Annotated in this window: 18 protein-coding genes; 11 read left to right on the top strand and 7 right to left on the bottom strand. The window is 63.7% G+C overall.

Annotated elements, in window-relative coordinates; all coding sequences use genetic code 11:
* Nucleotides 1-66 precede the first annotated feature (66 nt).
* The 7 genes from ACX12D_RS10895 to ACX12D_RS10925 all read left to right on the top strand — a co-directional run bounded on the left by ACX12D_RS10895 (nucleotide 67) and on the right by ACX12D_RS10925 (nucleotide 8,291).
* On the top strand, nucleotides 67-807 hold the full coding sequence (locus ACX12D_RS10895; RefSeq protein WP_459371143.1) for an SGNH/GDSL hydrolase family protein: 741 nt from the start codon (nucleotides 67-69) through the stop codon (nucleotides 805-807).
* 164 nt (nucleotides 808-971) lie between these two features.
* Nucleotides 972-1,415, top strand: a complete 444-nt coding sequence (locus ACX12D_RS10900) for a VOC family protein (protein ID WP_459371144.1) — start codon at nucleotides 972-974, stop codon at nucleotides 1,413-1,415.
* A gap of 108 nt (nucleotides 1,416-1,523) precedes the next feature.
* Nucleotides 1,524-2,711 carry an acyl-CoA dehydrogenase family protein gene (locus ACX12D_RS10905; RefSeq protein ID WP_459371145.1) on the top strand — a complete coding sequence of 396 codons (1,188 nt, stop codon included), beginning with the start codon at nucleotides 1,524-1,526 and terminating at the stop codon, nucleotides 2,709-2,711.
* A 111-nt stretch (nucleotides 2,712-2,822) separates the two neighbouring features.
* Entirely contained in the window at nucleotides 2,823-4,070 is a 1,248-nt protein-coding gene (locus ACX12D_RS10910; RefSeq protein WP_459371147.1) for an acyl-CoA dehydrogenase family protein, read from the top strand.
* Nucleotides 4,067-5,419 (top strand): LLM class flavin-dependent oxidoreductase, encoded by a 1,353-nt coding sequence (locus ACX12D_RS10915; protein ID WP_459371148.1) that lies wholly within the window; start codon nucleotides 4,067-4,069, stop codon nucleotides 5,417-5,419. The genes ACX12D_RS10910 and ACX12D_RS10915 overlap by 4 nt, the downstream gene beginning before the upstream one ends.
* 26 nt (nucleotides 5,420-5,445) lie before the next feature.
* Nucleotides 5,446-6,822 (top strand): LLM class flavin-dependent oxidoreductase, encoded by a 1,377-nt coding sequence (locus tag ACX12D_RS10920; protein ID WP_459371149.1) that lies wholly within the window; start codon nucleotides 5,446-5,448, stop codon nucleotides 6,820-6,822.
* A complete protein-coding gene (locus ACX12D_RS10925; protein WP_459371150.1) occupies nucleotides 6,819-8,291 on the top strand; it encodes a SidA/IucD/PvdA family monooxygenase in 1,473 nt (490 codons plus the stop codon). The genes ACX12D_RS10920 and ACX12D_RS10925 overlap by 4 nt, the downstream gene beginning before the upstream one ends.
* A 43-nt stretch (nucleotides 8,292-8,334) precedes the next feature.
* On the opposite strand, the gene ACX12D_RS10930 is transcribed toward ACX12D_RS10925, so the two are convergent.
* Complete coding sequence (locus ACX12D_RS10930) at nucleotides 8,335-9,705, bottom strand: amidase family protein (RefSeq protein ID WP_459371151.1); 1,371 nt, start codon at nucleotides 9,703-9,705, stop codon at nucleotides 8,335-8,337.
* 103 nt (nucleotides 9,706-9,808) lie between these two features.
* Nucleotides 9,809-10,177, bottom strand: a complete 369-nt coding sequence (locus ACX12D_RS10935) for a hypothetical protein (RefSeq protein WP_459371152.1) — start codon at nucleotides 10,175-10,177, stop codon at nucleotides 9,809-9,811.
* Between the two features lie 401 nt (nucleotides 10,178-10,578).
* On the opposite strand from ACX12D_RS10935, the gene ACX12D_RS10940 reads away from it, so the two are divergent.
* The 4 genes from ACX12D_RS10940 to ACX12D_RS10955 all read left to right on the top strand — a co-directional run bounded on the left by ACX12D_RS10940 (nucleotide 10,579) and on the right by ACX12D_RS10955 (nucleotide 18,827).
* Nucleotides 10,579-13,830, top strand: coding sequence for a hybrid sensor histidine kinase/response regulator (locus ACX12D_RS10940; RefSeq protein WP_459371153.1), 3,252 nt, complete (start codon nucleotides 10,579-10,581; stop codon nucleotides 13,828-13,830).
* Nucleotides 13,831-13,886: 56 nt separating this feature from the next.
* A complete protein-coding gene (locus tag ACX12D_RS10945) occupies nucleotides 13,887-14,537 on the top strand; it encodes a response regulator (RefSeq protein ID WP_459371154.1) in 651 nt (216 codons plus the stop codon).
* 1,152 nt (nucleotides 14,538-15,689) lie between these two features.
* A complete protein-coding gene (locus tag ACX12D_RS10950) occupies nucleotides 15,690-16,316 on the top strand; it encodes a LuxR C-terminal-related transcriptional regulator (protein WP_459371155.1) in 627 nt (208 codons plus the stop codon).
* 354 nt (nucleotides 16,317-16,670) lie between these two features.
* Nucleotides 16,671-18,827, top strand: a complete 2,157-nt coding sequence (locus tag ACX12D_RS10955) for an ATP-binding protein (RefSeq protein WP_459371156.1) — start codon at nucleotides 16,671-16,673, stop codon at nucleotides 18,825-18,827.
* A gap of 80 nt (nucleotides 18,828-18,907) precedes the next feature.
* Here the strand turns inward: ACX12D_RS10955 and ACX12D_RS10960 are convergent, their stop codons facing one another.
* The 5 genes from ACX12D_RS10960 to ACX12D_RS10980 all read right to left on the bottom strand — a co-directional run bounded on the left by ACX12D_RS10960 (nucleotide 18,908) and on the right by ACX12D_RS10980 (nucleotide 25,488).
* Nucleotides 18,908-19,198: a hypothetical protein gene (locus ACX12D_RS10960; RefSeq protein WP_459371157.1), complete on the bottom strand. Its 291-nt coding sequence runs from the start codon at nucleotides 19,196-19,198 to the stop codon at nucleotides 18,908-18,910.
* A 421-nt stretch (nucleotides 19,199-19,619) separates the two neighbouring features.
* Nucleotides 19,620-20,048: an SMI1/KNR4 family protein gene (locus tag ACX12D_RS10965; RefSeq protein ID WP_459371158.1), complete on the bottom strand. Its 429-nt coding sequence runs from the start codon at nucleotides 20,046-20,048 to the stop codon at nucleotides 19,620-19,622.
* Between the two features lie 76 nt (nucleotides 20,049-20,124).
* Nucleotides 20,125-20,802 carry a hypothetical protein gene (locus ACX12D_RS10970; protein WP_459371159.1) on the bottom strand — a complete coding sequence of 226 codons (678 nt, stop codon included), beginning with the start codon at nucleotides 20,800-20,802 and terminating at the stop codon, nucleotides 20,125-20,127.
* 213 nt (nucleotides 20,803-21,015) lie between these two features.
* A complete protein-coding gene (locus ACX12D_RS10975) occupies nucleotides 21,016-22,236 on the bottom strand; it encodes a fimbrial protein (protein WP_459371160.1) in 1,221 nt (406 codons plus the stop codon).
* A gap of 225 nt (nucleotides 22,237-22,461) precedes the next feature.
* The gene (locus ACX12D_RS10980; RefSeq protein ID WP_459371161.1) at nucleotides 22,462-25,488 is read right to left on the bottom strand and encodes a two-partner secretion domain-containing protein; all 3,027 of its coding nucleotides are present in this window, start codon (nucleotides 25,486-25,488) and stop codon (nucleotides 22,462-22,464) included.
* Between the last annotated feature and the right edge of the window lie 44 nt (nucleotides 25,489-25,532).

Below are 25,532 nucleotides of genomic sequence, written 5' to 3' on the forward strand. Positions count from 1 at the left end.
CTATGTTTAGCCGATATTATGAAGGTCTGTGCCAAGGTCCGCAGCAAAACTTCCCGGAGCCCACCCATGAGCGCCCTGCCGTCTCCCGACACCCGAAGCGATAGCCTTTGCGCCGTCGATCCGCTGCAGGTACTGGTCTACGCCGACTCGCTATCCTGGGGCATCGTGCCGGGCACGCGGCAGCGCCTGCCCTGGCCGGTGCGCTGGCCCGGCCGGCTGGAACTCGCCCTGAACGGCGGGATTGGCGGCGGGATTGGCGGCGGGAGCGGCAGCGGGCAGCGCCCCGTGCGGATACTGGAAGACTGCCTCAACGGCCGCCGCACGGTCTGGGACGATCCCTTCAAGCCGGGCCGCAATGGCATCCAGGGCCTGGCGCAGCGCATGGAGATGCACGCGCCGCTGGCGCTGGTGATCCTGATGCTCGGCAGCAACGATTTCCAGTCCATGCACCCGCATAACGCCTGGCACGCCGCGCAAGGCATCGGCGCCCTGCTCGACACCATCCGCGGCGCGCCCATCGAGCCCGGCATGCCCGTGCCGCCGGTGCTGGTGCTGGTGCCCCCGCCCATCACCACGCCGCGCGGGCCGCTGGCGCCGAAGTTTGCCGGCGGCGAGCACAAATGCGTGGGGCTGGCGCAAGCCTTCCAGGAAGTCTGCCGCGCGCGCGGCTGCGACTGCTTCGATACCGGCACGGTTATCCATAGCAGCGAAGTCGACGGCGTGCACCTGGACGCCGCCGACCACATCGCGCTGGGCGATGCGCTGGCACCCGTGGTCAATGCGCTGCTGGCGCCAATGCGCGCCTGAGGCCCTTCGAGGACGCTCCCGGGGCCGCTTTCAGCCTTGCGCATCACAGGCGCCGAGTAGAACACTCCTGACAGTACGTGTCAGGAGTGCCGGCGCACAATCCTGGTCTTCGGGCGGAGTGCTTCCATGCGGGCCCCGCCCCCCATTCCATGCAGGAGATTGCGATGCAATTGCTGATCAATATCGACGTCGACGACCTCGCGCACGGCATCGGCTTCTACCAGCACGGCCTTGGCCTGCGCCTGGCGCGCAAGCTGTTCGACGGCTCCGTGGCGGAAATGCTGGGCGGCGGCGCGCCAATCTACCTGCTGGCCAAGGCCCCGGGCACCAAGCCAAGCACGCGCGCCGACGGCCGGCGCGACTATCGCCGGCACTGGACGCCGGTGCATCTCGATTTTGTGGTGGCGAACCTGGAAAGCGCGGTGGAGCGTGCGCTGGAAGCCGGCGCCGAGCTGGAGGACTGGCCGCAGGATTTCGCCTGGGGGCGGCAGGCGATGCTGTCCGACCCTTTTGGCCACGGGCTCTGCTTGATCGAGTGGAAGGGTGACGGTTATAGCGCCACCGAAGCGGGAAAGGAAACCAGGGAGCCGGCGTTGCAGGATCGATAGCGCCAGAGCATCCACAAAAGTGGATATGCAAGCGCGGTTTGCTTCGTTGGTGGCGCGCAAACCTTGCTCTATCGTGTCTCGGGTGCAACTTCGAGAAGACAACGCGGCATGTCCAACTTCGGCCCGGATCTGAACGATCCCTTCGTCGCCCGCGCGGTGGTGCTGCGCGAGACCTTCCATACCGACGCCGTCGCCCGCGACAAGGCTGGCGGCCGGCCTACCGAACAAATCCGCCTGCTCAAGGAAAGCGGCCTGCTTTCAGCGGGCATTCCCACCGCGTACGGCGGGGGCGGTGCTTCGTGGCTTTCGCTGCTGCGCGTGGTGCGGGAATTCGCGCGTACCGATGGCTCGCTGGCCCACCTCTTCGGCTACCACCATCTGCCCGTGCACGCCGTGCAGGCACGCGGCACGCCGGCACAGCAGGAGCGCTGGCTGCGCGCCGCCGCCAAGGCGCAATGGCTGTGGAGCAACTCGGGCAATGCGCTGTCGAAGACGTCCAGTGCACAGCGCGCCCCCGGCAACGATGGCTGGGTGGTCACCGGATTCCGGCCCTTCTCCAGCGGCAGCCATGTGGCGGACGTGATCCAGCTGGCATGGGAGAACGCGCTGGGCCAACGCCTGATGGGCGTGGTGCCCGCCGATCGCGCGGGCATCGTGATCGAAGATGACTGGGATGGCATCGGCCAGCGCCAGACCGGCAGCGGCACCGTGACGTTCAACGGCGTGCTGGTGCGCGACGATGAACTGCTTGGCAAGCCCGACGATCCGCTCACCCCTTTCGCATCGCTGACCACGCTGCTGCAGCAAAGCGTGCTGCTCAACGTGTTTGTCGGCACGGCACAGGGCGCGCTCGACGAAGGCCGCGCCTATACCGCCACGCAATCGCGCCCATGGATCCACTCGGGCGTGGAGCGCCATGTCGATGATCCCTGGGTCCAGCGCAAATACGGCGATCTCGCCATCCGCACCTTGGCGGCAACCGAGCTGGCCGACCAGGCGGCGCGCAGCCTGGATGCCATTTATGGCCATGGACAGGCGCTGACGCTGGAGCAGCGCGGGCCGGTAGCCATTGCGCTGGCTACCGCCAACCTGTACGCCGGGGAAACCGGCCTGGCCGTATCGAACGAGATCTTCGAGGTGATGGGCGCGCGTTCTGCCACCAACGCCAATGGCTTCGACCGCTTCTGGCGCAACGTGCGCACCCACACGCTGCACAACCCGGCCGAGTACAAGAAACGCACAGTGGGCACGTGGTTGCTCACGGGCGAGTTCCCCTCGCCTGCCCTCTATCGCTGACCCCGCTGAACTCGCTGACCCCGCCAAACATCATGAGCCGCGACCGACTGTTCCATGGCTTTGCCAAGGTGCATTGAGCCTTCGCTGACGGCTACCGACCGAGACCCCATCATGACCGCCAACGTCGCCTATCTCCATGCGCAGGCCGAACCAGCGCCCGCGCTGTTCGAGCCGGACACCAGCAACCCCTTCATCGCCCGTGCCGTCTCGCTGCGCGAGCGCTTCGCCGAAGACGCCATCGCCCGCGACCAGGCCGGCGGGAAACCCGCGGAGCAGATTCGCTTGCTCAAGGCGCACGGCCTGCTTACGCTGCTGCTGCCGCGCGAAGTCGGCGGCCAGGGCGAAACCTGGTCGACCGTGCTGCGCATCACGCGCCTGTTCGCGCAGGTGGACGGCTCGCTCGGCCATCTGTTCGGCTATCACTACAGCAGCCTGCTTAGCCCGCGCTTGCGCAACGCGCCGGAGAAGGCCGCCAGCCTGTGGCGCCGCTCGGCCGAAGGCAACTGGTTCTGGGGCAACACGGCGAACAGCTTTTCCAGGAGCCTGTTTGGACGGCGCGATGGCGAGTGGTTCGTGCTGGACGGCTATCGCCCCTTTACCTCCGGCTCGCACGTGGCCGACTTCCTGGCGATTGCCTGGGAAGACGCCGACAGCGGCGAACGCCGCTTTGCCGCGATTCCCGCGGACCGCGCAGGCATCGTGATCGAGGACGACTGGGACGGCATCGGCCAGCGCCAGACCGGCAGCGGCCGCGTTACCTACCGGGGCGTGCGCGTGCACGAGAGCGAAGTGCTCGGGCAGCCGGTGCCCTTGAACCCCACCGGCGCGCCGGCCGAGCCCTACCGCACGGTCACGCCGCTGCAGCAGCAAAGCGTGCTGCTCAATGTGTTTATCGGCACGGCGCAAGGCGCGCTGCGCGCCGGCCGTGAATACACGGTGCATCAGTCGCGCCCGTGGATTCACTCTGGCGTGGAGCGCCATGTCGATGACCCGTGGGTGCGCCGGCAATACGGCGAGCTCTGGGTCAAGACCCAGGCCGCCACCGCGCTGGCCGACCGCGCGCTGCTCGCGCTCGACGGCGTGATCGCACGCGGCGAAGCGCTCAGCGCCGAGGAGCGCGGTGAAGCCGCCGTGGCCATTGCGGCGGCCAACGTGCTGGCCGGCGAGGTCGCGCTGCAGGTGTCCAGCGAGATCTTCGAGGTCACGGGCGCGCGCTCGGCGGTGCGCAAGACCGGCCTGGACCGTTTCTGGCGCAACGTGCGCATCCATACCCTGCACAACCCGTCCGAGTACAAGACCCGCAATGTCGGCCGCTGGGTGCTGGGCGAAGGCCATCCGGAACCGGGGACCTACCAATGAGTGCATCGAACGGGGCGCGCCAGCGCCAGCTCCACCTCAATATCAACATCCTGCACTCGGGCTTCGTGCCCTCGGCCTGGCGGCTGCCCGACAGCGATCCTGCCGCCTTTACCGACGTGCGGCACTACATCCGCGTGGCGCAGATCGCCGAAGCCGGCAAGCTCGACGCGGTGTTCCTGGCGGACAACGCCGCTATCGTCGACCAGATTCATTTCCGCCCGATCCCGGCGCTGGAACCCACGGTGCTGCTGGCCAGCATCGCGGCGGCGACCACGCATATCGGGCTGATCGGCACGGCATCCACCAGCTACAACGAGCCCTACAACATCGCGCGGCGCTTCGCCACGCTAGACCATGTGAGCGCGGGGCGCGCCGGCTGGAACGTGGTCACCACGGCCGATGTGCCGTCGGCGCGCAATTTCGGGCGCGATGCGACGCCGGACCATGCCCAGCGCTATGCGCGGGCGGCCGAATTCACGTCCGTGGTCAAGGCCCTGTGGGACAGCTGGGAGGACGACGCCTTTATCGGCGACAAGGCATCGGGCCGCTTCGTCGACACCGCCAAAGTGCAGCCGATTGCGCACCAAGGCGAGCATTTCAGCGTGCAGGGGCCGCTCAACCTGCCGCGCTCGCCGCAAGGCCATCCGGTGGTGGTGCAGGCCGGCGGCTCCGCCGACGGGCGCGAGCTCGCCGCACGCCATGCCGAGGCCGTGTTCTCGGCGTCGCAATCGTTCGAGGAATCGCTGGCCTACGGGCGCGAGCTCAAAGCGCGCGCACAGGCGCTCGGGCGCGGGCCCGATGCCGTGCAGGTGCTGGCCGGCCTGACCACCATCATCGGCGCCACCGAAGCCCAGGCCCGCCGGCGGCGCGACGATCTGATCGACCTGATCCCCTGGGACTACAGCCTGGCGCGGCTGGCCGGCACGCTCGGCATCACGCCGGACCGCCTGAAGCTGGACGAGCGGCTGCCGGACAACCTCGCCCTGCCCGCCAACGGCAACGGCAACCACACCTTCTTCAACGCCACGCTCGCGCTGGCGCGGCGCCATGGCTACACCGTGCGCGAACTGATCCGCGAGCTGGCGGGCGGCGGCGGCCATCGCGTGCTTGTGGGTACGCCCGAGCAGATTGCCGACGACATCGAGCACTGGTTCCGCCACGGCGCGGCCGATGGCTTCAACCTGATGCCGGACGCGCTGCCCGACGGGCTGCAGGACTTTGTCGACGGCGTGGTGCCGATCCTGCAGCGGCGCGGCATTTTCCGCACGCAATACGAAGGCAGCACGCTGCGCGAGCACCTGGGGCTGGCACGGCCGCCAGGCCGGCAAAGCACACGCAAGGCCGCCTGACATCCCTCAACAACCAACAAGCAATCATGGCTCAACGTAGCGGTTTCCTCAGCCTGGGCGCCTTCCTTTACCCCAGCGGCCACCATATCGCCGCCTGGCGCCATCCCGATGCCAAGGCCGACGCGGGCATCGACTTCAAGCACTACATAGCGCTCGCCCAGGCCGCCGAGGCGGCAAAGTTCGACCTGGTCTTCCTGGCCGACGGCGTAGGCACGCGCGGCGACGATGTCGAGTTTCTCAGCCGTACCGCGCACAGCTACCAGGCGCAGTTCGAGCCCATCACGCTGCTGTCTGCGCTGGCCGCGGTGACGCAGCGCATCGGCCTGGTCGGCACCGCCTCGACGAGCTTCAACGAGCCGTATCACGTGGCGCGCAAGTTCGCCTCGCTGGACCATATCTCGGGCGGGCGCGCCGGCTGGAACCTGGTCACCTCGTCCAACGAGCACGAAGCGCGCAACTTCAACCGCGACCACCATTTCGCCCACGCCGAGCGCTACGAGCGCGCGGCGGAATTCGCCGATGTGGTCACCGGGCTGTGGAACAGCTGGGAGGACGATGCCTTCCTGCGAGACAAGGCCAGCGGCCGCTACTACGAGCCCGCCAGGCGCCATGTGCTGGGCCATAAGGGGAAGCATTTCTCGGTGCAGGGGCCGCTCAACGTGTCGCGCACGCCGCAGGGCCATCCGGTCGTGGTGCAGGCCGGCTCCTCCGAAGCCGGCAAGGAACTGGCCGCACGCACGGGCGAAGCCGTGTTCACTGCGCAGCAGACGGTGGAGGATGCCGTGGCGTTCTACGCCGACGTCAAAGGCCGGCTCGCCCGCTATGGGCGCGAGCCCGATGACCTGAAGATCCTGCCCGGCGTATTCCCGGTGGTGGGCCAGAGCGAAAGCGAAGCCAAAGAGAAATTCGAGCAATTGCAAGCGCTGATCGACCCGGTGGTCGGCCTGGCGCTGGTATCTGGCCTGACGGGCGGCTTCGACCTGTCGGGCTATCCGCTCGACGGCCCGATTCCCGAGTTGCCCGAGACCAATGCCAGCAAGAGCCGGCAGCGCCTGGTGATCGACCTTGCGCGGCGCGAGAACCTGACCATCCGCCAGCTTTACCAGCGCGTTGCGGGTGCGCGCGGCCACTGGCAGGTGATCGGCACGCCAGCGCAGATCGTCGACCAGCTCGAAGAGCGCTTCCGCAAATATGGCGCCGACGGCTACAACGTCATGTCGCCGGTGCTGCCGGGCGGGCTCACCGATTTCATCGCGCTGGTGCTGCCTGAGCTGCGCCGCCGCGGCCTGTTCCGCGCGGAATACGACGGCAGCACGCTGCGCGAGCACCTTGGGCTCAAGCGCCCCGCGCATCCCGCCACGTCCTCCAGGCCCGCCGCCTCAACCCTTGCCGCTGCAGCATGACGACAACCTCTTCCCTCCCCGGCTCCGATCCCGATTTCCTCGCGCGCGAAACCCTGCGCCTGCTCGGCCCCGCGCCCGACAACTGGGTGCCGGACCACGCCGGCATCGACCACAACGTGGCCATCGTCGGTGGCGGCCAGAGCGGCAGCGCCTATGCCTTCGCGCTGCGCCGCGCGGGCATCGGCCGCGTGACGGTGCTCGACGCCGCGCCAGACGGTGCGCTGGCCGGCGTCTGGCGCACGCGCGCCCGCATGCAGAAGCTGCGCACGCCCAAGAACCTGGTCGGCCCAGAGCTTGGCGTGCCGACGCTGGGCTTCCAGGCCTGGTATGAAGCGCGGCACGGCGCCGAGGCCTATGCCGCCATCGACCGCATTGCGCGCCTGGACTGGGCCGACTACCTGGACTGGTACCGCAGCTTCCTCGGCGTGCGGGTGCGCTACGCCACGCGTGTGGTACGCATTGAGCCGGTAGCCGGCGCCGCGCTGCCGCACTTCCGGCTGCATCTTGAGGTGAACGGGCAGCCGCGCATCGAGACGGCGCGCAAGGTCATCCTGGCCAATGGCGTGGCCGGCAATGGCGCTCCGTTCGTGCCCGCTGTGTTGTCGCAGGCCATGGCCGCCGGGCTGGCCGCGCATACGGCCGATGCCATCGACTTCGACGCGCTGCGCGGCAAGACGGTAGCCGTGCTGGGCGCAGCGGCCTCCGCCTTCGACGCCGCCGCCGTGGCGCTGGAATCCGGCGCGGCCGCCGTGCACCTGTTCGCGCGCCGCGACCATATCGCCGCCACGCCGGTATCGCGCGTGCGCGCCTACCCCGGCCTTTACGACAATTACCACGCCCTGCCCGATGCCACGCGCTGGGAGCAAGCCATCCGCTATCGGCGCTCCGGATCCACGCCGCCGGCCGACTCGGTGGAGCGGGTGCTCAAGTTCCCGCAGTTCCATTTGCACCTGAGCACCTCGCTGTCCGCCGCCGAGGTGGAGTCCGGCCGCATCGTCACCGAGGTGCAAGGGCAGACCCTGCGTTTCGACTTCGCGATTGCCGGCACGGGCTACCTGGTGGATCCGTCGGCGCGCCCGGAACTGGCCGACATTGCGCCGCATATCCTGCGCTGGCGCGACCGCTACCAGCCCCCGGCCGACGCGCGTGACGACGAGCTTGCCGCGTCGCCCTATCTGGGCAGCGGCCTTGAGTATCTTGAGAAAACACCAGGCGCCGCGCCGTGGCTGCGCGATCTGCACGTGCATAACCCTGCCGGCTTCGCCAGCGTTGGCGTGCCGCTGGGCGATGTGCCCAGCATGCGGCGCGATATTCCGGGCTCGGTCGCCCGCATCAGCCGGGATCTGCTGCTGGCCGACCTGGCGCTGCATGAGCAGCGGATTCGCGGGGACGTGCCGGCGGATTTTGGGGCGGCGTTTTATGCTGGCGCGGTCTGGAAGCCCACGGGCGCAGCGCTCGCGGCGGCCTGAAGTGGCTTGAGGCGGCGGCAGGGCCTCTTGCGCTGCCTGACCCTCAATCCCCCGACGCCTCATGCTCCAGCCATCGCGCGACGGCAATGGTGGTGCGGTCGCCCAGCAGCGGCCCGATGATCTGCACACCGAGCGGCAACCCGGATGCGGTCGTCGCCACGGGCGCCACGGTTGCCGGCAGCCCCGCGACGGTGGCCAGGCCCGACCAGGCGAGTTGCTCGCGATACAGGGAAGGCTCGCCATCGATGCTCAGCGTCGTGTGCTCCCAATCGAGGGCGGGGATATGCTCGAACGCCGCCGTGCCAAACGGCGGCGCGATCACCACATCGAACGAGGCGAAGAGGCGGCTCCAATCGCTGCGCAGATGCATGCGCCGGTCCAGCAGGAATAGCCACTCGTGGGCAGACATGCACGGCGGCGCATCCGGCGCGCCGCGTGTCACGATCGTCATCAGGAGCTTCGCATACTCTTCCTGAAGGACCGCAAGATCGGGCAACAGCGCGCTGGCATATTCCACATGCGCACCGGCACGCGCAAGCCGGTTAGCCACGTCACCGAGCGCGCGCCGAACGTCAGCGCCCGTGCGGGCCGAAGGATGCTCGCTGAGTGCCAGCACGCGCAAGTCCCGGATATCCGAGAAGCGCGCGGGCGGCAACGCCAGGCGGTAGGCCTGGGCCTCATCCGTATCGGGGCCGGCGAGCACGTCGAGCGCTAGCTCGAGGTCGGCCGCGCTGCGTGCCAGCGGCCCGATGGCCGACAGCACATCGGGGGCGGCCTGGTAGCCAGGGAACTGATGTCCCCGCACCGGCAGCAGGCCATGGGTCGGCTTGTGTCCATGGACGCCGCAGAAGTGCGCAGGCACGCGAATCGAGCCGCCAATATCCGAACCCAGCTCCAGCGGCACCATCCCTGCCGCCAGCGCCGCCGCCGCGCCGCCGGACGACCCGCCAGGGGTGCGTGCCGCGTCAAGCGGATGCCGCGTGCGCCCATATACCGGGTTGTTGCTTTCGTAGTCTCCAAGCGCGAAGGCAACATTGGTCTTGCCCAGGATCACGGCGCCCGCTGCCTTTAGCCGGGCGACAGCGACCGCGTCTTCGGTGACCGGCAACGCACTGGCAAACGCAAAGCCCCATGTGGTTGGCAGGCCTGCGACATTGAACGATTCCTTCACCGTCATCGGCACCCCGAGCAACGGGCGGCGCTCTCCCCGTTGCAAAGCGGCATCGGCAGCGCGCGCCTGGTCCCGTGCCCGCTCGAAATCGCGCACGACGACCGCATTGATGTTGCCGTCACGCTGCTCGATGCGAGCGATGGCAGCATTGCAAAGCTCCAGCGCGCCCACCTGGCGCGCTGCCAGTGCCTGGACAAGCTGGGTAGCGCTGGCGGTATCAAGATCGGGGATGGAAGCGGTCATATCGGGTGTGTGCAAGTTGCAATATTCGAGGTGGCGGCCAGATCCTTGAACCGCCGCCCGCGACAAGGCCTTTTAACTTGAAGAGATCAAGCCAGAAATATCATCAAGATCCAATGTACTTGTAGTACAGATCCAGTTTTTCGTTATTTTCTGAAACTTCAATATGAAGAATGGCCTCACCGGGCCTGCCATTTTCAAAGAGCACACACTCCATTCCCAATGCTTTTCCGTTGGTTTCATAGACATCTATGCACGGCCTTTTCCGCGTACGCGAATCAAAGGCCGCCTCCGGTGGCGCAATGGATAGGATTACCCCCTCATCGAAGTATTCATCAATGCACGCGAATATCTCTTCGGCCACAGCGCTGGAAATGCCAAATTTGTGCTGTAGCGCCAGTGCGTCCCGCAGGGCAATGGTTTCGATAAATCGCTTCGCCTCGTCATAGGCTTGCTGCCTTGTCGGCGTTCGCATGGGTCGACTCCGTGATGGCAAGACATCGAGGCGCCAATCTAGCACGACAAGGACTTGGCGTAAATTCTGTAGGGCGTCCCGTGGTGTACAGCACAAGTTCCGGTTCGAGACGGACGGCTCTGCCGTTGGCTGGCATCGTCCGGGCCCTTCCGAAATGCCGGGATATGCTCCGCGGCTATTGAGCAATTGTCGGATCTGGTGTACACATCGAGTTGCCCCACTTTCAGTGACACGTCCAGTGACACTTATGTATTGCTCGGGGCAGAGCAGGCCATTCTCCGTCCTTTGGCGTGTGCGCAATGCCGGCCACACCGGGCCGCAGCGTGGCACCGCCGTAGAGGTTTCCAATGTTCCCCGGGGCCCCATCGTAGACACGATGCCTTTCACTACCTGCCGCGCTAATGGAAAGCAGTCCGATCCGCCGCCTTGCCCGCACGCAGAGGCAACTGAGTCTCGTGCTGTTCGCCGTCGTTCCGCTGGCGCTGATGTTGGCCGGCACGCTTGGCTGGGGCATGTTCCGCATTGTGGAGGATCAGGAAGAACGGATCGCCACCCATTTTTCCGAACTCACTGGCCATATCCGAGAGCAGGAGGCCTTCCTGATACGCCTGCGCACGCGAGTCCAGAGCTTGCATCCCGATGATTACACGGGCGATATCAACCTGCGGCGCATCGATTCGAGCATCCATGGCGGCGTGATGCTGTTCGAGGCGCGGGTTCCGCGCACGTCGGTCATGTTCAGCATTGCCTGCAGGGGCACGGCAGACTGTCCTCCGCAAGACAGATCCGTGCTCCGGTTTGGCTTCTTTTTTTTCGATTACTACAGCGCGTACTGGGCAGCATCCCAGCATCCTCCGGCAGATGTCTTCCTGATCGCGGCGCACGCCGATGCCAGTGTCGCCATGCAGGCATTCCGCTCCGATTCGGACAGCAGGTCCGAGGAGTACGGCATGGTGTTCTCGACGGTCTCGCAGCCTGCCGGCACGCACCTAGGCGAGCGCGACGTTGCATCGGGGGCTGTCAGCTGGCTCCGCGCAGATCCGGCGGCCGGGGGGGCAGGCAAGATGCTCGCGGTCCTGTCTCTCGATGCCGCGGCGGCCATACCGCGAGAGACGCATTCCGGGAACGATACGCTCTACGCTGCCGCGCTACTGAGTCTGGACAGCATTGGCAGTGTTCGGGGTTCTCTGGAAACACCCAGCTACGACGATTTCTGGCTGGAAGACAAGGCCCGCACCCCCTTGGCGGGCAAGTCGCCGATGCCCGCATCGAAGGCGGATGGCGTCACCTATGCCGCCGACGGACTGTACTTTCGGCTAAAGGACCCGAGCGGGTCGTGGCACGGGCTATACCGCATCGGTTACCCGACCCTCTTGCGCCATAACAAGGGCCTGCCAGTCAGCCTCGCACTGCTGGCGCTATTCGGGCTGGGTGGTAGTTTGTGCTTCGTCCGCTGGTACCACCGGCGCGTGGTATTGCCAGCGCGCCAGGCGCACGAGCGGCTGGCGGAAACCAACGCATTTTGCCGCGCGCTGATCGAGACCGCGCCTGTGGCGCTGTGCATTTACAGCCGGGCGGACGGAACGGCGCTGTTCGGCAACCATCTGGCAAAGCAATGGCTGAACCTGGACCCGGGGCTGGACACGCACCAGGACCTGCAGTGCGTTCTCGACAATGCCTCTCAGGCCACGCAAGTGCTTGCCGCTACCCTGCCCGGCGTTATCGAGGAAATCCGGGGCGACGGCAACCGGCCGCTCTCCCTGGCTTTCTCGCCGACCCGCTACGGTGGCCAAGCCGTGCTGCTGTGCGCGTTCGCCGATATCAGCGCACGCAAGGAAATCGAACGCGCCCTGGCCAAGGGAAAGCAGGACGCCGACAACGCGAGCGAGGCCAAGACCACCTTCCTGGCCTCGATGAGCCACGAAATCCGCACGCCGCTGTATGGCGTCATGGGCGCGCTGGAACTCCTGGATTTCACCGGCCTTGGCAACGCGCAAAGGCAGTATGTCCAGACTATCCGTAACTCGTCGGAACTACTGATGCAAATCATCAGCGACGTCCTGGATATCGCCAAGATCGAGGCGCGGCAGCTGTCCGTCGAGGCCGACGACTTCAGCCTGCTATCGCTGGTGGAGACGACCGTCAGCCGCTATGCCGCCAGCGCCGGGAAAAAGGGCCTGCTCATGTACGCCTGCGTAGCGCCCGACCTGCCTGAACACCTGCGTGGCGACACCATGCGAATTCAGCAAATACTGAATCATCTCCTGAGCAACGCCGTTAAATTCACCGAATCCGGTCACGTGATTCTCCGCGTACGGCAAGTTTCGAAAGATCGCGTTGGCGTGACGCTGCAGTTCCAGGTGGTGGACACAGGGGTCGGGATACCGCGGGAACGTCAAGCGGAACTCTTCACCCCGTTCTACCGGACCGACAGCAATATGCATACGGTCGGCGGCGCCGGACTAGGCTTGTCCATCTGCATGCGCCTGGCAAAGCTGATGCATGGGGACATCCGGGTGGTCAGCGACCCGGGCCTGGGAAGCAGCTTTTCGCTGATGCTCCCCTTGTCGCATGCTGCGGTGCAGGTACCCTCGCAAGCGCCGGTGCTGACGGGGGAATCCGTCTACGTGCGATCCCCGAGCAAGGAGTTGACCGACAATGTGTGCGCATGGCTGAAGCGCTGGGGGGCCACCACCCACGCGGCAGACGATATCCCTGTCGATGCCGCGCGGCACGCGCATCTGCTGGACCTTCTCGTCTCCTCCCCCGTTCCCGAGGGCTGGACCGGGCATTATCTGTTTGCCGGCAGCCAGCCTGCCGCGGCGGACGCTGCGTTGTCAGCGAGGCGTGGCTACCTGAGCGCGCACAGCGTGCAAGCGCTCGCCAGCGCCATCGCCCTGGCGGGGCCGGGCATATCCGAGTCACTTGCCGCGCCGGCGGAACCGCACTCCGCCGGCGCACAGCTTCGGGTTCTCGTGGCCGAGGATAACGCCATAAATGGAATGATCCTGAAGGAGCAACTCGAACAGATCGGCTGCCTGGTTGCCCTGGCCTGCGATGGGGTGGATGCGCTGGCCCGATGGCATCCCGATCTGTTCGATGTCGTGATCACGGACATCAACATGCCAAGGGCAAACGGCTACGAGTTGACCGAAGCGCTGAGGCAACAAGGCTACGAGGGCCCGATTATCGGAATCACCGCCAATGCGATGCGCGAAGAGGCGCAGCGCTGCATGGACGCGGGCATGACGTCCTGGCTGGTCAAGCCATTTGACCTGGGGGTGCTACGGTCTCATCTTCAGTCCATCCGCTCGCCTGCTGTCATGCGGCACGTGGCGCAAGCCGTGCCGGAGTCCCCGGCCAGTCACGATGAAGTCGGGTTCGTGCCACTCAGGTTCCGCAACATATTCGCCGAGACCATGCGAAGCGATATCGCGGCGCTCAATCGAGCCATCGCGAATTCGTCCGCCAGCAGCGCCCTGGATACGTTGCATCGTATCCGCGGAGCGCTGGCTACCGTAGAATTGTTCAGACTCGTGAAATCCTGCGAAGCCCTGGAGGAAGACATTCGCAGCGAAGGCCTCCAGCAAAAGCAGAAGGCCGGCATAGCGCTGGTTGCCTCGCAGATCGAGGCCATTCTTGCTGAGTTTTGACAATCTTTTGACAATCAAACAGGCGGTGGCTTCTCTTTATCCGATTTTTGAACTCCATGAAAAAAACCAAAATCATCTTAGCGGACGATCATCCCCTGGTGCTCATGGGAATACGCGAAGTCATTGAGCAGGACCTGCGTTTCGTGGTAGTTGATTCCGCCTCGGGTCCCTCGGACCTGATCGCCAAGATTCCCCTTGCCCGTCCGGATATTATCGTCACCGACTATGCCATGCCCGGTGATTCGGTCTTCGGGGATGGCCTGAAGCTCATCGCATACCTGACCAGGACGTTTCCCGGCGTCAAGCTGCTGGTGCTGACAATGCTCACCAACCCGATCATCATATCGGCCCTGTACGATGCCGGCGTGCACGGTGTGGTGTTCAAGGGCGACTCGCTCAACGACATCCTCGCCGCCCTGTTCGCGATCCGGAGCGGCCGCAGGTACATTCCAGCCTCCCTCCAGGCATCTCTTCGCGCGAGTCCGGGGGCGGAGTCCATTGGCGAGCGAATCAAGACGCTGTCGCCGCGGGAATATGAAGTGCTTCGCCATTTCGTTGGCGGGGAGTCGGTTCAGGATATCGCCAAGCACTTCAACCGCAGTATCAAGACAGTGAGTGGCCACAAGGTGTCAGCAATGCAAAAGCTCGGTGTGACAACCGATCAGCAGCTCATTACCTTCTGCATTGCTACCGAGCTGTTTCAGTAGCGGGACGCGCCCTGCCGGGCGCAAAAAAAACCCAAGCTGCCCGCGAGGGTCGCTTGGGTGGGTAGAAATCCGGGCCGAGGGAGGGAATCCTCGCCGGAATCGGGATTCGGCATCACCAGGGAATGTTGATGCCGACGACGTCCAGAATACTGAAGTCATCGCGCTTCTTCTACCAGAATAATCTGGTTCTGCAGCAGCATGTCGGCGCTGTCCGATGGCGCGTGAACCTGGAGAGCCGAACTCCGGCGCATTTCCATCGGATGATGAGGCTCGGCGCAATAAGCGCCAGTTCGGCATTGACAGCCGCTGGGCGGCTGGCTAGCGGGGATCGTTGCTCATCATCAGCTAGAACGCAGCAAGCATCCGCGCCACTGAGCAGTAGCGAGCAGGCGTGCGCCGGAGAACTGCCCTGGCTTCATCCGCGCCGTAGAGTCCTATTTCCTTTAATCACCCAACCAACAATACGACGCCTGTTAATTAATCATTATTTCATTTTTTTGTATACTTTATTACAGTCATATTCACGAAAACGAATTGTAATTCCACGATAGACGAAGCATCGATATCTCCTGGCGCGCCCAAAGAACAGCGCACGTTCCAGATCAGGTTATGGTTTTTGTGCACGCCAGAGGCTAAACTCGGGATGGGCTGGGCAAACTGCTCCGGACCTGACCTTGATGAGAGGCTGACCTTCCCCGACGGGGCGCCCTTAGCACACACTCGTTGTTAAGTTTGGCGATAATCTCAATTTATTTATTTTTAACGAAAACAAGAACTGTCCTATGTCGCCACAGGGGAATTCTGGCGAATATCTGCTGATGCACGCGAGCCAAACCGGGGCTTTGGCGGCCAATATAACTTTCATGGAACCAAGCCATCGGAAGGTATTTCCCGCCCCCCAATTGATCTGGGCCATTCTTTGCCACTACCCGCAGGAGGATCGGCTTGCTGCCAGGCCCTGTCGCCTTGAAGCAGGGGCGAGATATTGCTACGCCATTCCGGTCATCGCTGCCGCACCGGGCACCGTCCGCCGGGCGCCGGATCGGCTTTACACAGATTCGTTGATCGGAGGGCCTAGTTGTGCCAATCAGAGTGCTTCTTGCGGATGACCACTCCACATCGCAGAAAAAGTTGCGCCAGGTGTTAGCGCTGATGGATGAGGTCGAGATCGTTGGAGAACCCGTGGATTCCGCCGAACTGATGCGATGGCTGGGCAGAGCCAGGGCCGATGTCCTGCTCTGCGCCTTTCATCGTCCGGGCGGGCGACATGACGACAATATCGCATTGCTGGATCTTCTGCATGGCACCTGTCCTCGCTTGAAGGTCGTGATCATCACCAAGGTATCCAGCCCGTTGGTCCTGCGAGCCATGATCGTCTCGGGTGCCCATGGTCTGCTGCTGAGGAGCGATCCGGCCAGGGAGATCGCGAGTGCCATCCGGGCCGTCGCGCGAGGGCGAATGTACATCGCGCAATCGGTGCGCAGGCTGATCGCCCATTCGCGGATGGCGGAGGAGCCGATCGACGTCTTTGCCAACGACTGCATTTCAGCACGGGAGACCGAAGTGCTGCGCCGCTATACGCGAGGCATGAGCGTCGGTGAGATCGCCACGGCGCTGGGCCGCAGCGTCAAGACCGTGAGCACGCAGCGCATCACGGGCATGAAAAAGCTGGGACTTGCAAACGACCGCGAGCTGTACGAGTACGCATTCGCCTTTCGGTTTGCCCCTGCCAACGAGGAGACCGCCGCATTGGAGACGGTCAATTCCCTGCGCGGATAACGACACTTCGGGGTCTTGTCAGCGGAATGGCGCGGGGTCTATGGAAAATCGCTGCTGAAATCGAAGATTGAGAATTGTCCGATAGGAAAGCATTCCGATCGGCGGCACTATTCGATCATGCATTTCCATCGACTTCGTGCTGGGCGCCGTCGCGTCAAGATATCTCCGCCGCGCGTAGCCGTTGTGATGCTATATCTTCTAGCCGCGGCGTTGCTGCTGTGCGCGGGCTTGGCTGCGGTGTTGTACCTGGAGTCTCAATTCGAGAGAAGTATTTCCGCATATCGGCGCCAGATGAATGCCGCGGCGTATAACGCGCAGGTTTTCCTGGGGCGACGTAGTTCGCTGCTGAGATCCTTGATCGACTCCATCTCCGAAGGCAGCGGCGAGGCCGTCGCGTTGCCGACAAGCGAGGCACATCACATCGAAGGGATTTCGCTCGCCATCGATCGGCAGGCCGGGAAGAGCTGGACCTTGTATGTGACTGAACGGGACAGGGCTGCCATTGCGCGCTCAGGCGCCCATCTGGTCTACTGGACCGCCGACCGGTCCACGCAGATAGGGCTGGAGAGCGATCGCCGTGGAATTCGGGAGGCTCTCTCGCCAGAGGTGACGAACATCCTGGCTGCGCGGCACGCGCAACCGGCTGACGCCAGGTCGATCATCTGGGCCAGCGATCGTATTCATCATCGTCTTTATATGTTTGGCCGGGTCGATCCTGGCGAGAAGACAGCCGGCTGGCTTGGATTGGCGTTGGACAATGTCGAGCCGGGTCTCCTGCTGTCCAAGCCTGGCCTGAGCTATATGCTGCTGGACCGCCATGACAACGTTGTTCTCGAACGCGCGGAAGATGCCGAATTTAGGCATGATCTGGCAAGAATGACGCGCGAGGATGCGTTCATTCGATACGGAAAAGGCCCGATACCCAAGTACCTCACGCTCAGCAAGGCGGTAGGCGACGACGGCTGGCGTGTGGTTTATTTCATTCGTGCGAGCGCGCTGCTGAAGGTGTGCATGCCGGCCATCCGGCTGGCACTGGGGGGCTTCCTTCTGCTGATCATCGGCATGGGCATCGGCATCGTGTATATCCATCGGCACCAGATGCGGCCGGCGCTGCGGCAATTCGACAGCCTGATTGAAAGCGAAGCGTTTAGCCGATCCATCATCGAGGCGGCACCGGTGGCCCTGTGCGTGCTTCGCCGCCGCGACGGCAACGTGCCACTTGCCAACGGATTGGCGCGAAGCTGGTTTGATCCCGACGTCTCGTGGCGCGAAGCCGCGCTGTCCAGGGACCGCCATCCGAGCACCGGGAGGGAGCTGGTGCTGCATGACGGCCGCAGCGTCTATGTGTCTTTCGCGTCGGCACGCTACCAGGGCGAAGACGTGGTGATCTGCGCGTTCAACGACATCACGGCCCGCAAGGAAATGGAAGCAGCAACGCAGTTGGCTATGCAACGGGCGGAAGCCGCCAATGAGGCCAAGACCGTTTTCCTGACCACCATGAGTCATGAGATTCGCACGCCGCTTTATGGCATTCTGGGAACCCTTGAGCTCCTGGCCTTGAGCGGCATGTCGGGGCAGCAGCGAGAGTACATCAAGGCCATCGAACGGTCCTCGGATGCGCTATTGCAGGTAGTGGATAACACGCTGGACATCTCGCGGATCGAAGCCGGGAGCCTGATGCTCGAACCAGCAGCCTTCTCGCCGCTCGACCTGACGGAGGACGTGCTGTCCTCGTACGCTGCACGCGCGCAGCGCAAGGGCCTGCTCATCTACGCCTGTATCGATGCGGACATGCCCGGGAACTTGCTTGGCGATGCAGCTCGCGTGCGCCAGATCCTGAACAACCTTCTGAGCAACGCCATCAAGTTCACGCAGATGGGCCGGGTGGTGCTGCGCGCGCGGATGGTGGCAACCCGGCCGGAAGGCGTCGAACTGATGTGGCAGGTGGCGGACACCGGCGTCGGCATTGCCGCGCAAAGCCAGGAGCGCATCTTCGAGTCGTATTATCAGGCAAGCGGTAGCCCGCAGGCGACCGCCAGCTCCGGACTCGGACTTTCGATCTGCCATCGGCTTGCCCAGTTGATGGGCGGCGCTATCCAGGTGGTCAGCGAGCCCGGGCTCGGAAGCCTCTTCTCGGCTACGCTGCCCTTCTCGTTGCCCATCGATGCACCGGATATCGTGATGCCTCAACTACGGCCCGGCGTGGTGTACGTGCGCTCGGACGTAAAGGAGGTCGCCACGCACCTGTGTGCCTGGCTACGCCGTTGGGGTGCCGTCGGACAGCCTTACTCCGAAACGCAGGGTGGCTTGCATCGGGACGACATATTGATCGACGTGCGGCCATCGGCGCGCAGTGAAATCCCCTGGGCGGGGCTTAGGGTGCAGGCGATACCGTTTGGCCCCGATCATCCGCAGAGGACCGGGGGTGGCTGGCAGGTGAACGGATATAGCCTACGGGCGATCGGCCTTGCAGTCCAGTTTGCGCAGAACGATGCTGGAGAAAGCGGCTGATCACGCCCAGGCACATTTGAGCGCCTCGATCGGCTCCGGGTTCCGGACTTCACCTGCGTCTCCGCTTGGCAGGCTACCCATTATCCATCGCCACCCTCCCCCTCATCGTCCTGCGCGGCCAACTCGCTCAACACCAGCGTTTCATGAGCGAGCACGGCCGCCAGCGAAAGCAGATGGCTCTGCGTCTCTTCGGTGATGTTGCACAAGGAGCCGCCGGCAGCATTCTCGACAGCCACCGATAGCAGCGCGTTGAGTTGCGCGGTTTTTTCGGCGGCGAGGCTCAGCGGGCTTTCGGAAGGCGCGTGGGCCGTGAGGAAGGTGTCACGCCCGGCGCGCTGGGCGGTGATGTTGTAGTGCGGATACCTATGCATCGGGCGCCCTCCGTTGGAAGGCGCGCAGGCGCTGGCAGGGAATGGCTGGCTTGGAAGATACGATTTGCCCGGGATGGGCGAGCGAAGACTGGGGCATGGGTGTGCCTCCTTCTTAAGGGATTTCGACATGTCCGCGTTCTTAGCAGGCTGTCAAACCCGGTCGCTGTGGTTGCAACGACCTGCGCAGTATAAAGGCACAAAGTACGCTCCAAACCTCCCGCTACAAAAAGTCACACTGCTACGCCAATGGTGGGCAAAAAAAACCGCCCACCAGCCGGTTGAAGCTGTCCCGGATGAAGCGCGCGCCCGTGCCGTTGGTCACGCGAGGTCACGCGATTGGTCAGGTTGCCGCGCTCGTCCCAGCTGTAGTGGGTGCCGGCATATGCCTTGAGCAGGTTGTCCAGCGACTGCAGAATCTACGCTATGCGGGGCGTCCTGGCATCGTCAGGAATGATGCAAAGCTGTCGGAATCTTGAACCGTCTCACCGGTCTCGTGTGACCATCGAACGACGACGGGCTCCCCAGCACCGCCTAGCTTCGCATAGTCGAAGCAATAGTAATCCCCTGTTCCGAACTCCGCGAAAGGCAGCAATTGAGAGAAGTCAATTGATGTATCTCCAAAATTGTCCAGCCATTCCTTCCATCCCTCGTTGAAATGACGGACTATGGATTCCCATGTCTTTCTCGGATCGCGGGAATCGAAGACGGGAAACACGGTCAATGCACCCAAGGATCTCCCATTGTTTACTAAAAGCCAATCCGAGAAAGACTTAGGTAGCGTACGTCCCAATTCTGTCTCAGCAGCACGAATAGCATCTATAGATGTTCCAATTACACGAGCCTTAGACATCGTTCCTCACTTTACGGAAGTACGCCCGGTTTCGGCAGACTAGGCTTGCCCCTCCCAGGAGAACCGGCCGGGTCGTTTATTTCCTCGCCCAAAGGGACGTAGTACCTGACGTTATCTCGGCCAGTTGACCTTCACTGTCGTAGCGATAGAACCATTCATCTTCGCCGGGCCACCCTTTGGCAATGGCTCGGCCGGACAGGACCTTCCCGATGGAAGCGTACTTGTAAAGAAATACGGAAAAAGTGTCGCCGACACCGACCCCAACGTAGACTATGTCGCCGTCATCAAGTTGAAGTAGCCTTCCCAAGCCGATCAACCTGGACTCGCGTTTACCTGGACGATCCATCCCTTTAAAACCAACTGTACGAATCTCCGAGAAGCCGTCACCGTGGTCGTATAGCGTCGCCTGGATCGCCTGGATCCCTCTTTGCCCAGGAAAAACGGTAATAATATGGCTGCCGCCATAAAAACCAGAGCAATATTTCCCCAGCACACGTGCCTCTTCTACGCTTGCGTATTTTTTCTTCATCAATCGAGGCGATGAAAACCCCATACGCTCCGTTTCATGTGGCAGGTGCTCAAAATAATCGCCGTCGGAGAATTTCCATTCGCCCACCATATCGCAACGCGCCAAAAAGGAATTGTACAATCCGGTTACATCGAACCCCTGAAATTCTTTTCTTAGATCATCAAGAGTCGAACGCACGTTGGAAATATCAAGCAACATCATCATCCCCATCATCAACAGCAACACTTATACGTTGCTTTCCATTGGCCACCTTCCATCCTATACCCACCACCACGTTTCTCGACACCCTTAATCGGAACACAGACCCGCGACACTGGCGAAATCGTCCACGTTCATGCCGAATTTGGCATCGAAACCGGGTGAGGCAGCTCCTCGATTTCATCTGATGGCTCGCATATGGTCAGATCGGCGTTGCCACCCCGCTTCTGGACACCATCCTCAGGGGAAAGTGAAGGTGAACTCGGCTGAGCCTCCCGCATAGCCGGCCTTCACCTCGGCGTCGCCACCGGTGCGGATGTACTGCGCCGACAGCGGAAGCTTCGCGGTCCTGCCCGGTTTGTCGAGCGTCATCTCGTACTTCTTGGCAACGCCCGGATCGCCATAGGCGATGCGCTCCCGGCTGCCATCCTCGCGCGTCATGATGATGCCAAACCCCTGGGCCAGGCTTTGCCCGCCCGGCGCGCTGAGCCGCAATACCGTCTTGTCCGCATTGGGAGGCGTGGCCTTGTCCCTGAAGCTGATCGTGGGCTTGGCGTTGGCCGCGCAATTGCTCAGGGCAATCTCGAAGTACTTCGGCGGGGAGGTGTCGTTGAGCCTCTTGAACCGATCAATGGGAATACTCCCCAGATTGACTGGAATGATCTGATTGGCCACCACATCGCATTTGTTCGGAATCGGGGGCGGAGGGCCGCCGCCGATGCTGACGAGACCCGTACTGTCATAGGTAATGGACTGATGGCATCCCGGGCCCAAGGTGGGCACCTGGAACGTGCTGCCCAGGCTCACCCCCACCGACTTCAGAAAATCCGCTGCGTAGATCTTCACCTGGAGACCACCCGCCACATTGGTCACCTTGATCTCGCCCGAGGGGAGCGCATTCGGGTCCTTGGTCAGCACCAGGTACTGTTTGTAGCTGGCGATGGTGGACCCGGTCCTTATCCCCAGATTGGGCTGAAACAAGACGTTGATCTTCTCGACGGCAAGCGGGTCGGCCTCTTTGCGCAGGATTCTCGCGACGCCGTCCGACGATAGGGCTTCCCACTTGAAGCCGATGCCGTCAATATTCGTTGGCACAATGCCATCCGCACCGATGGGCGGCCCGAACCCCGTTGCCCAGTGCGCGCCCGTGACCAGCTCGTGAGCATCCACTGCCGGCGTCGAACCAAAGGTGAAGGACGTCGACAATGCGAACCGCCGCTCCATCAGGATCGTGCCGACGGCCGTGCTGCTGGTCAGGGGATTGGTGACCGTCCACGGCTGGATCTCCTGCGGATTGGGGTTCGTGCAGTTGGTGGCCAAGCGGTTTTCAAATTGTGCCTGGGCGCTGCCGCTCGCCAGCCCCAGCATCAGCACGGCAAAGAACAGGCGTGCCGATCGGCGCGCCCCGTGCAATTTCCGGCTACCCGGCCGCCCGGCGATAGGCAGTACATTCGTATTCATGCAGCTCTCCATCTCCCCGCCCCTGCTCCCCAGCCTTTCGAGGCGGCGTCAAAATCCATGGTGCTCGCGGCCAGCAGGACCCGCCACCTGTGCCGCCAGCAACGCATATCCGTCCTTGTGTTCCATGGCGCGGTATTGAAATGCCCTTGCATGCCATGCCGAAACACGGCATGCAAGGTGCAAGGGGCCTGCTAGGCAGGCAGGCCCGTGGACGGCTTCAGCACCTTATTGAATGATGGTGCCGTAGTTGATGCCGGCCTGCGGCAGCAGGGCGGCATTGCCGGAAACCCGGTTGCCCTGCATACGACCGAAGTTCACACCGACCAGGCCACCATAGTTCTGGGTGTAGTTCGGCGTGAAGCTGACCTTGCCGCTCGCGGTCGAGTAATTGACTTCGCCCTGATTCAGGCCGATCAGGCCGCCCATCGTCACATAGCCGCCACCGCTCACCGTGCCGGTAGCCGACGAAGCACTGACCGCGCCGTAGTTCTGGCCAACCAGCCCACCCACCACGCTGCGAGTGTCACCCTTGACGTTGCCGCTGGCCACGCCCGACACGATCGCGGTTCCATTGGTGGCGACGTTGGTGCCGACCAGGCCGCCGACAAAGCTGTTGTCGCGGGCATAGACTTCGCCGCTCGCTTCCACCGCCAGCAGGTCGCCGCCGTTGTAGCCGACCAGGCCGCCGGTGTGGCTGTTGCTGCCGCCCGTGGTCTTGCCTCGCGCCACCGAACTCTGGATGCTACCGCTGTAGTTGCTGCCGACCAGGCCGCCCACGCGGTTGTTGGCGCCGCCGATCACGGCGCCGGTGGCTTCTGCGCCGAAGATGGTGCCGCCCTCGTTGCTGCCGGCCAGGCCACCCACATCGATGCCCGAATTATCCGCGACGACACCGCTGGTCTTGACATTGGTCAGGCTACCGTTCCGGTTCTGCCCCACCAGGCCGCCGATGGCCGCGGCACCGCGGCCGTCGACGTTGCCGATGGTGTAGGAATCGGAAATCCGGCCGCCGCTGTCGTTGAGGCCGACCAGGCCACCGATCACGGCGTTGCCGGAAGCGCCTGTCTTACCGGCGGAGAAGACGCGCTCGATGACGCCACCGCTGTTGTAGCCCACCAGGCCGCCCACGTTCACGCCGCCATTGGATGCGCCGACGGTGCCCCGGCTGGACGAATCGGCAACATAGGCGTTAGGCCCGACGTTCAGCCCGACCAGGCCGCCCACGCCGCCCATGGCCGTGCGCTGCATGCCCCCCGAGATGGTGGCATCCGACGTGCTGCGTGTCACCCTGCCCGCGTTTTCGCCGACCAGGCCGCCGATCGACTGGGTCAGGCCGCTGCCAGCCAGACAGGAAGCGCTCACCGAAGCGCGGTCGATGGAGCCGTCGATGAGGTTCTTCCCTACCAGGCCACCCATGGAATGGGCCCGCCCGGTGTTGCTACTGAGGCGTACGCCGGTGGCGCTGACGTTGGAGATGGTGCCGGAGTTCTGACCGACCAGCGCGCCCAGCGCAGCGGCGCCGGCATTGGCAGACGTCGCGTTGACCGACAACGTTGTCAGGCCGAGGTTGCTGATGCTGCCGGACGATGCCGAAAACAGGCCGGACAAAGGCCCGGTGCTGGTCACCGAGAGATTGTTCAAGGTATTGCCCAGGCCGTCGAAGGCGCCGTAGAACGTGCCGTAGTCGCCGCCAATCGACTTCAGGCTGCCGCCGTTGATCCTGTTGCCCAGCACGTAGTAGCCGCCCAGATTGTCGTTGATGCCCTGCAGCTGCGCGAGATTCTGGATCACGTTATAGGAAAAGCCGTTCGACCTGAACGACGCCCCCGTCCCCGACAACGTGACCACCGCGCCGTTGTTCAGGTTCTGCGAACGGCCATAGTTCAACTCCAGGCCGTTGCCGGCCCCGCTGAGCGTGACCTTGTTGTTCAGGTTGATATCCTTGCCGCCGCCCGCGGTCATGGCCAAGCCGGCGTTGACGCCGGTGGCGCTCAGCGCTCCGTTCACATTGACATCGCCCGCCGAGGCCAGCGTCAGCTTGTTGCCGCTGTTCCAGCTGATCGGCGCGTTGACCGAGATATTGCCAACGGTGCTGGCCAGCTCGATATTGGTGGTGCCGAGGTTGCGCGAAAGCGTGTCGCTAAACGCGGTAATCTCGCCATTGCCGGCGGTCTGGCCGACGTTGACATCCATCGCGCTGAGCTTCCAGGTGCCCGTCTGCCCGTTATTGGCCTGGGTGTTGACCTGGGTGGCCAACTGCACCTGCACATCGGCGCCGCGGGTCTCGATGGTGCCGCCGTTGCCCGGGCCGGCCATCGCGCTGGCGTTCAGGCTGCCGGCCACGCGCACGACGCCGGCGCTGCCGCCGTCCAGCGTGATCTTGCCGGTATTGCCCCGCAAGGTCTTGGCCTCGATCATGCCCGTATTGTTCACCACCGCCTGCTGCAGGCTGCCGGCGGCGCGGGCCGTCATCAACACCTGGCCGCCGTCGGCCTTGAGCAGGCCGCCGTTTTCCACCAGCGAGCCCACCAGGCCGTCATTCACCTTCAGGTTGAGCAGGTTGCCGGCGTCGAAGCTCACGGTGAAGTCATTGCCGGCGCCTAGCGCCACCCGGCCCATCTGCGCCTGGATCATGCCAGTGTTGCGCACGGTGCTGCCCAGCAGCGCCACGCTGCCGCCCGGGGCGGCGGTGATCCGGCCGGCATTGATGATCGATGCACCCGCGCTTCCGGTAAAGCGGTAGTTCCCGCTAGTGAAATCCGCGTTGCTGATGTCCTGCGTCGAGGCCACCAGGCCGCCCACGTTGACCTGAGCGGTCTGCCCGAACACCATCCCGTTGGGGTTGACCAGGAAGACGCGGCCATTGGCATCGATCTGGCCCTGGATATTGCTGGCGTTCGCGGTGATCACGCGGTTGAGCGCGATCGAGTTGCTGTCGGGCTGGTTGAAGGAGACCTTCTCCCCCGCACCAATGCTGAACCCGTTCCAGTTGATGATCAGCTTGTCGCTCGACTGGTTGATCGACATGTCCCGGCCATTGTTGTAGGACGCGACATTGCCGGTGCCCGACACGATCGCATTGCCGGTCGGCAAGGCATGCGCCGGCGCAAGCGCGCCCAGCCCCAACAGAGCAACAGCCGCGGCAATCACGCGCCTGGCACCGCCAGACTTGCCGCGGCGGCGAGCTCCTTCGCTGGCAACGTTCCAGCATCCCTGGGCCTGATTCCAGACCAGTGCATAGCTTTTGTTCATATTGACCTCATTCCTTGTTATTGAAAAAGCTGCAAACATCCCGG

This window comes from Cupriavidus sp. PET2-C1, from assembly GCF_054515855.1.